General features: G+C 37.2%; 8 protein-coding genes. All 8 read right to left on the reverse strand.

The genetic code is table 11. From position 1 onward, the window contains the following. Nucleotides 1-46 precede the first annotated feature (46 nt). The 8 genes from QNJ50_RS17440 to QNJ50_RS17475 all read right to left on the reverse strand — a co-directional run bounded on the left by QNJ50_RS17440 (nt 47) and on the right by QNJ50_RS17475 (nt 8,623). Nucleotides 47-931, reverse strand: a complete 885-nt coding sequence (locus tag QNJ50_RS17440) for a ParA family protein (protein WP_300637472.1) — start codon at nt 929-931, stop codon at nt 47-49. Nucleotides 932-1,513: 582 nt separating this feature from the next. Next, nucleotides 1,514-2,623, reverse strand: a complete 1,110-nt coding sequence (proB, locus tag QNJ50_RS17445; RefSeq protein ID WP_300637474.1) for a glutamate 5-kinase — start codon at nt 2,621-2,623, stop codon at nt 1,514-1,516. 571 nt (nt 2,624-3,194) lie between these two features. Further along, nucleotides 3,195-3,734 carry a YqeG family HAD IIIA-type phosphatase gene (locus QNJ50_RS17450; RefSeq protein WP_300637476.1) on the reverse strand — a complete coding sequence of 180 codons (540 nt, stop codon included), beginning with the start codon at nt 3,732-3,734 and terminating at the stop codon, nt 3,195-3,197. Between the two features lie 214 nt (nt 3,735-3,948). Continuing rightward, nucleotides 3,949-5,010: an endolytic transglycosylase MltG gene (mltG, locus tag QNJ50_RS17455; RefSeq protein WP_300637478.1), complete on the reverse strand. Its 1,062-nt coding sequence runs from the start codon at nt 5,008-5,010 to the stop codon at nt 3,949-3,951. A 123-nt stretch (nt 5,011-5,133) separates the two neighbouring features. Further along, a complete protein-coding gene (locus QNJ50_RS17460) occupies nt 5,134-5,706 on the reverse strand; it encodes a DUF3727 domain-containing protein (RefSeq protein WP_300637480.1) in 573 nt (190 codons plus the stop codon). Nucleotides 5,707-5,887: 181 nt separating this feature from the next. After that, complete coding sequence (gene ruvX / locus QNJ50_RS17465) at nt 5,888-6,334, reverse strand: Holliday junction resolvase RuvX (RefSeq protein WP_300637483.1); 447 nt, start codon at nt 6,332-6,334, stop codon at nt 5,888-5,890. 106 nt (nt 6,335-6,440) lie between these two features. Further along, nucleotides 6,441-7,718 carry a GNAT family N-acetyltransferase gene (locus tag QNJ50_RS17470; RefSeq protein ID WP_300637485.1) on the reverse strand — a complete coding sequence of 426 codons (1,278 nt, stop codon included), beginning with the start codon at nt 7,716-7,718 and terminating at the stop codon, nt 6,441-6,443. Nucleotides 7,719-8,422: 704 nt separating this feature from the next. Beyond that, a complete protein-coding gene (locus tag QNJ50_RS17475) occupies nt 8,423-8,623 on the reverse strand; it encodes a hypothetical protein (protein ID WP_027843351.1) in 201 nt (66 codons plus the stop codon). Between the last annotated feature and the right edge of the window lie 228 nt (nt 8,624-8,851).

The raw sequence follows: 8,851 nt of genomic DNA on the forward strand, positions 1-8,851 counted from the left end.
CGCTAAAGCGCAACTACGAACCAATCACCAATTACCCATTACCAACTCACAATTTATCTAACAATTCATGGGTCAACTTAATAAATGCTTTAGAACCAGAAGAAGTAGGTGTAGTTAAAACAGCAGGAACAAAACTATCTACAGCTTTTGCAACATTTACATCAGTTGGTATTTGGGTCTGAAAAACTTTTGCTTCCCCAAAATCTTGATTGACACGATTCATTACTTGTTTATAATATCTACCGCTAAGAATGTTTGCATTAGACATAGTAAACACAATACCCAACATCTCAACGTTGATACTCGTCTCCTGTTCGTGACTTTCTTTTAAACGTGCAATTCTTCTTTCTAATAATTGAATACCTACTACAGATAAGGGTTCTGGCTTAGCTGGTAAGATATAAAAATCACTGGTAGCCAAAGCGCTCCGAGTCAAGAGATTATAACCAGGAGCGCAATCTAAAATAATAAAATCATATTTTTCCCGTACCGGTTCCAAAACCTTAGCTAATAGAACCCTTTCAAAACGATTCCAAATAGTTTCAAAATCCTTTTCACCAATTGTTACTGCTTGTTCGTGCAGCATTTCTGAAACTACAAATTCATCATATAAATCGATATCTCCTGGTAATAAATCTAGTAATTCCAACCTACAAACACCAGACTCAATAATATCTTCTATTGAATATTTGCGTTTTCTCCCAGGATTAATAATTTCGTCTATTAAATATCGGAATGTTTTTCTTTGTTTCCGCAGTTTAGCAAAATCGACAGGTGACATCAGACTGAGTGTGGCGCTAATCTGAGTATCTAAATCCAATACTAACACCCGTTTACCATGATTTTTTGCGAGACAAGTCGCAATGTTGACGCTGAGGGTTGTTTTACCCACACCACCTTTCATATTGGCTGTTGCAATTACATGACCCATTTTTTATTCCTCTGGTGACGCATTCCCAACTAGGTAACTTGCAATTCTACTGACGATGGAAAGATTTGCTTAACTTTAAGATTCCTTAGTAACCAAAAAGTAATATACTTGTTCGATTTTCGCAATAAGCAGTCAGAATTATATCAGTCACTGGATTTCCAATAAACCCTGCTTTAAGAAAAACTAGATTTCTTAAATCAAATTAATTGATGGTGACCGGTTAATAACAGTACGCTAATTTTTAATAGTTGATTCAAGCTCTAATTTTATCGGAGTTTATTTATAAATCTTGTTAGAAGGTAATCTTGTTCAAAGGTGTTTATCAGTAGAAAATAAAGTGATTTTAATGTGTCAGACGGGTAAGAGAATATCTTATTTCATGTCACCTCGAGCACTGCGACGTAACGCACCGCCATGTAAGATGAATATACTAATAATGCTTCACTACCAAATAGCTTTCATCAGGTCATAATGACAGAAAATTTTAGTCAACTATGTTAAGAATTTGTAGCAGAAGTCAGAAGTTAAGAGACAGGACTTACATTCTATCGCTACAAACTTATTATCAATTGGTTTCTAATCTTAAATCAGCACCAAATTATCTCGGTGAATCACCGTTTCCACACCTTCATAACCTAAAATTTCTCGAATCTCACCGGAACGGGAACCTTGAATTTTTTGTAACTCAACACTATTGTAATTAACTAATCCTCTGGCAATTTCATTACCATCGCGGTCAGATAAAAGCACTGCTTCTTGGGTATCAAATTCACCTTCAACTTCAGCAATTCCAGCAGCCAGTAAAGATTTTCCTCCAGTAGAAATTGCTTGTACTGCACCAGCATCCAAATATAACTTCCCTGATGGAACTAAACCGTAAGCAATCCAGCGTTTTCGAGCCGAAGTTGTTTCTGGATGGGGCTCAAAGTGGGTACCAATACTTTCTCCCTGCAAAATTTTTTCGATATTTCTTGGATATTTACCTTCTGTAATTACCGTACGAACCCCAGCTGCAGTAGCGATACGGGCTGCAGAAATTTTTGTTACCATTCCCCCAGTACCCCACTGAGAGCCTTGAGTACCAGTTTTTACTTGCGATTTAGTCAGTTCTTTAATATCACTCACTAAAGAAATCGGTCGAGCATCCGGTACAAAACGCGGGTCTGCTGAGTAAAGTCGATCTACATCAGTTAGTAAAAATAACCAATCTGCTTCTACTAAACTTGCAACTAAACCGGACAAAGTATCATTATCGCCAAACTTTAATTCATCTATGGCGACCGTGTCATTTTCGTTAACAATTGGAATAACTCCCAATCCCAAAAGTTCCTTGAAGGTATTGTAAACGTTAAGATAGCGACTGCGCTGCACTAAGTCACTACGAGTCAATAAAACTTGAGCGATAGGTTGCTGTAGAGTCGTAAATAGATCGTCATAAACCCGCATTAACTTACCTTGTCCCACCGCTGCGACTGCTTGCTTGAGAGCGATCGCTTTTGGTCTTTCGGTTAAACCCAAGCATCCGCAACCAACCCCTACAGCTCCAGAAGAAACTAAAATTACACGGTTACCTTTCTGTCTTAATTGTGAAAGAGTTTCTACAAGAGTCGCTATTGTAGAGAGCGACAATTTACCCGTTTCAGGTTGAGTAAGGCTAGAAGTTCCAATTTTGACGACTATTGTTTGTGACATCAATCAAAATGCATTACCAAGATTTGCTTGGTTATCCCATGTCCGGTTCAAGATTTATCATATCTTTGATGGTGGGTAATTGTTAATAAGTAAGAAGTAATAAGTAATGAGTAAGAAGTAATAAGAAGTAATGTTAGCGCACAGTGATGAGTAGATTAGAAAAAGCGATCGCCATTTTCATGGTTGTGGTGGAGAGAGTTATCAAAAACAACCAAGTAAAACTGAAATCAAACTTGGTAACTCTAAAGACCAATCACCAATCACTAAATATAGCGCTACGTAGTTAGGTTAGAACATCTATGAATTCTTAAACCTATGTGTAGTAAGCTGTTGACTTTTTACTTTTTACTTCTTACTTTTTACTTGCGCGTAGCGCTATACCAATTACCAAAAACTGTAAAATGCCAGTCCCTCTATAGCGTGAAGGCTGACATTCTACACATATAAAAATTTGCTATTTTTGGGTCTTTATTTGGGCTGACCCGGTATTTATTACTATTATCGTCCCCGATTTTTGTATCAAAGACAGATTTCTTAATTATCTCTTTAGATTTACTTTTTTCAAGTAGTCTCAATTTTTGTGTACATTTGTGTTTTTTGCAGTGATGGTCGCTCCCAAGCTTTCAGAAATCCAGACTTCAAAATTGCGAATCGGATGACTGCGTAGTGCAACACCAGGATTAACAATAGGTTCAACTAAAATGGTGAACATCCCCAAACGGTTACCACCAATCACATCTGTAAATAAGCGATCGCCAACCATTCCTACTTCCTGTGCGGGTAGATTCATTCCCCTGAGTGCTTCCCGAAGTTTGCGACGGGATGGTTTTGCGGCTCCAAGATAGTAAGGTAAATCTAAAGAACGGGCGATACTACCAATTCGACTTTCACTCAGATTGTTACTAACCAACCATAAAGATGTACAAGAACGGATTTCTTCAACCCATGCTTGTAATTCCTCAGAAGCAGAAGCTGCTTTTACCGGTACTAGGGTTTCATCAACGTCTAATATCAGACCCTTAAGTCCATATTTCCGGATTGTGTCTGGTGTCAATTCTAAAACCGAATTTTGTAAAATTAAGTCGGGCTGTAAAAGATTACTCCAAGTCATTATCAAAACTCAAAATCGAAACTAGAAAATAAATCTTAATCGGACTCTTTTATTTTCAGGGATATCCGGTAATTAATAATTGGTAATTGCTAAATTAGTGTCTGTTTCATTACCCGGAGTCAAAAATAATAACAAGTCTATGAATATTACGCGTTTATTACGCTTATAGGCTGAAATGATACCACTTTATAAATAGGGAAGATGATAAAGAAACTTACCTTTTTTGTCTTTGTTTGCGGATTTGCTTCACAGCAGCTTGATGTTCTGGTAAGGTGCGACTGAATATGTGGGTACCGTCATAGCGAGCGACGAAATAAAGATAATCAGTTTTCTGCGGATCCAATGTTGCTTTCAAACTTGCTAACCCAGGTGAGGCGATGGGTGTAGGAGGAAAGCCAGGATTAATATAAGTATTATAGGGAGATGCTGTTCTAACTTGTCGAAAGGTAAGGGGTCGATCTGCTGTTTGGCGAATACCTAAGGCATATTCTACCGTTGGATCGCTTTGTAACGGCATACCGATCCGCAATCGGGAAGTAAATACACCAGCAATTAACCGTCTTTCTTTTGCAACTACTGCTTCTTTTTCAACGATACTGGCGAGAGTAACCCAATTTTTTAAGCTCAGAGAAGTATTATTACTTGCTTTTTGATATACGGGTAATGCAACTTGCTCAAATCGTTGCAACATTTTTGTAACCACAGCTTCGGGAGTAATACTATTGGGATCGAAGTTATAGGAGTCGGGATATAAAAAACCTTCTAAGAAAGGAATATCTGCAGGTAACCAAGGATACTTCTTGCGATCAACTTTTGCTGCAGCTTGGAAAAAATCTTGAGCGGGGAAAAAACCTTGTTTTTCAAAAAAAACCGCCATTTGTTGCAAAGACCAGCCTTCCGGTACAGTAAAGGAATATTGAACTACATCACCTTGCCAAATTTTTGCGGCGATATCTGGTAAAGATAATGAAGGAGATATTTTGTAAGTTCCTGCTTTAAAACCACCTTGGGGATCTTGAAAATTTAAATATTTCGCCCATAAATCCCATGCTAACTGAGAACGAATTAATCCTACTTCTGTAAGTTTATTACCTATTTCCTGGATCGCAGTTCCAGGAAGAATTTTTATTTGTAATGGTTCTGTATTAGTCCCTATGGAGTGAATGGGAGAACTAACTTTTGTCCACCAAATAAAACTCTGCAAAATAAAAATTACTAAAGTTAACGGTAATCCAAACAGTAATAATCGCGACCAATTTTTTTTCTCTACAACCATAAATTCACTAAAAAAATCAATCACTTAGAAAAAATTAACCATTAAAAAAATTAAAAACCGAAAACTAAAATTTTCATTCTAATTTTCAATTTTTAATCATTGAATTCACTCATTTAATTTTTATTATTCAACTTCGTCAAACAGATGTTCTTCCAAATAAGGTTGAACTTGGCGAAATTCTTCCGGAGAGAGTAATTCTGGTTTACCGTTTTTCGATACTCGTGCGAAGAACAACAGCGGATCTACTGGCGTATAAATTCTATACTCTTGCTCTTTATGATAGAAGCCAGCTAGAAGCTGTAATTGCTCTGGCTCTAAATCCGCTTCTTCATCTTCAATTTCTAAAATGGTGATTTCTGATTCTTCAAATGGAGGTAATTCACCAGCAACTGTCAGGGCATAGGCAGTATATTTTAACACTAGGTCGTACTCCGACAGTACAGCTTGAGCAGTGTTAAATATTTCCTCAAGAATTGCATCATCTTCGATGAATACGGGTTCTTCTTCTTCCTCTTCACCTTGCCAAGCAAAAATTTCTACGGGAGAATCGACGGGGAGAAGTAAAACATACTCTTGACCATCAACACTTAGAGAATTTTCGACATAACATTCAAGTGACCGATTATTGTCATCTGTCAAAGTAACTGTTGTCAGATTATTATTCTCATTTTCTTCTGGAAATGGAGAGGGAAACATAGCCGTGTTGTGAGATTATAAAACAACCAGCTGTCTCTGAGAATCGTTGAACTATTCAATAAGCGATGATGCTAACTAAATAATTTTCGATACAGATTCAATGCTAGTCAACAAAATTCAGAATATCATTTCCAAGCAATGATAACTTAGCTGATATGCTACTAACTTAAATAGCTTATTATCAAGTTCTTACTCTAGCATCTAACCATCGTTGTAAGATTAAAGATGCAGCTTTACGGTCAATTAAACCTTTATTGCGGGACGGAGAACGCTTTTCCGCAATTATTAATTGTTCTGCTTGATAAGAAGTTAATCGTTCGTCAACATATTCAATCGGTAATTCTAGTGCTTTTCCTACTCTATAAGCAAATTTTTTGACTTGACGAGCTTGAAATCCTAAGGAACCATCCATGGAATATGGTAACCCAACGACTAATACATTAATTTGTCTTTGTCGGACTAATTGACGGATTTGTTCTACGTCTCGTTCAAAAGATGTTCTTTCAATTGTTGTGAGTCCAGTCGCGATTAAACCAGTGCGATCGCATCCTGCGACACCAATTCTTTTCCGACCAACGTCTAAAGCAAGAGCCAAAACTAATGAGCTTGACTCTTGCTTATGGGAAATAGTTACTTGTTCTGAATTATTCTTTTCTTCAGATATTTCTGCTTCAGAAACTTCTTCTTCAGAAATATCTCCTCGATTCGATTGATTTTCTGGTTGGTTGTGGGGATCAATTTCCACCAGATTTCTCCTGGGATTTGTCTATTGGTTCTTTTTTATTATTAGATATTTCTAAATTACGTTTATGTTGAGGTAAAGATATACTTTCTGAGGAAGAATTTTTAGGTGTCCGGTTCCCTTGGGTAGAAATCTGCTGATGAGCTTTCCAAGACATCCCACCTGGTATCGGTTTACGTGCTGGTTGTAAACCCTGCAAAACTTCCGGTAATTGAATACCTTCTAGAGATACAAATTTGGATTCCCTTACTTTATGCCATACAGAACGAGACATAATTAAGGTATGCTCAATTCGGTTTGCTCCAATATGCTCTAGATATTCTTCCCCCTCCGACAAATAATCTGCAGTTGATAGTTGCAAAGGCTGTTGGGGGAAATCTTGGGTAATTCGAGCTAACTGAGACAATAACTCTGGATACAGCCAAGTATAAGCCGGATGAACGATTAAATGTGCGACATTACTCTCTTGACCTTTACGATCTATTTTCAGTTGAAAATAACCAATTGCAGCTTTTCGTTGTGGCTCAAAAACATAACCACTAACCACTTCACTACGGTTGATCCACTGCGCAATCGCATTTGTTAAAGCGCTGAATAAACTAGTCTTAAAATCACAAGTCTGACGGTCAAATACCTGTCTGACCAAAGGAGGCATTGACTGGGTATCCAATTGATATAACAATTGAGCATCAGCGTTACTTACAGGTAACAAGTTGGGTAAATCTGGTTCGTTCTTCGCGAGTTCAGCCAGAGCATCTGGAGAAATTTCCCAATAGGTTAATTCTGCAAGACGTTGAAAACCATTCTGTCGATATAAAGCTAATGCTTGTTTGTCATTAATATTTACTTCTAAAATCCAAGTTCTTGCTTCCAAGATTGATTCAAAGCAGTGACGTAATAACTGCGAACCAACTGCTTGTTTCTCAAATGCACGATTCAACATTACTCTATCCACACGCCAGGTGCTGCGAGTTTTGTTGAACGGTGAAACTTGAACCATTCCCAGTAAGGTTCGTCCCTGCTCTGCAACATAAGCGCAAAAACGATATTGTAAGGGATTAGGGAACCAACTCAGAAATTTGAGAAAACCAAACCAGCGACGCAACCAATGCATCTGCTGCATAGCGATCTCAGCTTCTTTTTCCGAAGAAGCTGCAAACGACTCTTGTGTTAAGCGTTCAATACCATCCAAGTCCCGGTATTGCAGAGGACGGATGACAACGCTGAGGTTCCGAGGTAGAAATGAAGTCATTTTCATTCGAGCCGCTATTCAGCATTAAATTTACTACCGTTGTTGGGAATATATTCCCTTTATAATTTTAAAGGCTTTGAGTTCGTTACCACTGACCCAAAAGAGTGATTTTAGTGACACAATCTCACACCAACACGTTACATTATAGTGTGGATATTTCAATAGTTCTGCTTCAGAGTAAGTAATCATACGATCAAGCATAGAAAAGATTTTCCTGCTTTATCGCCTATTTTATTCGATTTTTAGATATTGATATAAGATTCTAAAGCTTGATTTCTTAACTTTTCGAGTTCAAATTTTCGAGTTCAAATTTTCAAGTTCAAATTTTCAAGTTCAATTTTTTTTGAATTCAAGTTTCAGTGCATTCAAATTTTCAAACTTATTTTCTCGAACTCAATTTTACTTTTGCTATGGCTATTGTTATAAACATTTGACTTTTTCTTATAGGTTAGCACAAACTGTAACTAATACTTTGTTGGGATAAAAATGTTTAAATCAGGAGATAGTGTTTTTATTCGGTAATCAACAAAAAAAGTGCTACCGCCTCGCCAGTATAATTTTTCAGGTTCAAATTGTCAATCTTAAATAGTTACATCTTAAACGCTAAAATTTAAAAGCAGATTTGTTAATTATCTCCAGCAAAGACAAAATAACAAAATCTGCTCTAAAATCTAAAAAATTTAAAATATTTGAATGGATATATTAATATATTTATACTTCGATTATATTACTTGTCGAGAGATTAACTTTTCAAAATTAGCTTGTGTTTGATGAAGTAATTCTTCCCGACTGTCTTGGTTTTTAGGATTCAGGCTTGGAACCAGGTTACGAGCTTGGAGAGTCATATGAAGCTGCAAATGGGCAACATATTCGCTGATATCTTCACGTTCTGCGTCTTGGCTCACGATAGAATTTGATTCCATTGCCATTAGTTCTCCTTTAGTAGACTTTATAAAAAGTTATCATGTGCTGGCAGCTTGACCAACTTATTTGCAAAGAACTGTAATGCTTGTGGTGAGATTTGTAAAGAAGGATTAAGGAGAGTCGGGAGTCGGGAGTCGGGATTCAGGAGTCAGGAGTCAGAAGTCAGAAGTCAGGAGTCAGGAGTCAGGAGTCAGGAGTCAGGAGTCAGGAGTCAGGAGTCAGGAGTC

The organism is Mastigocoleus sp. MO_188.B34 (genome assembly GCF_030065675.1).
Classification (GTDB): domain Bacteria; phylum Cyanobacteriota; class Cyanobacteriia; order Cyanobacteriales; family Nostocaceae; genus Mastigocoleus.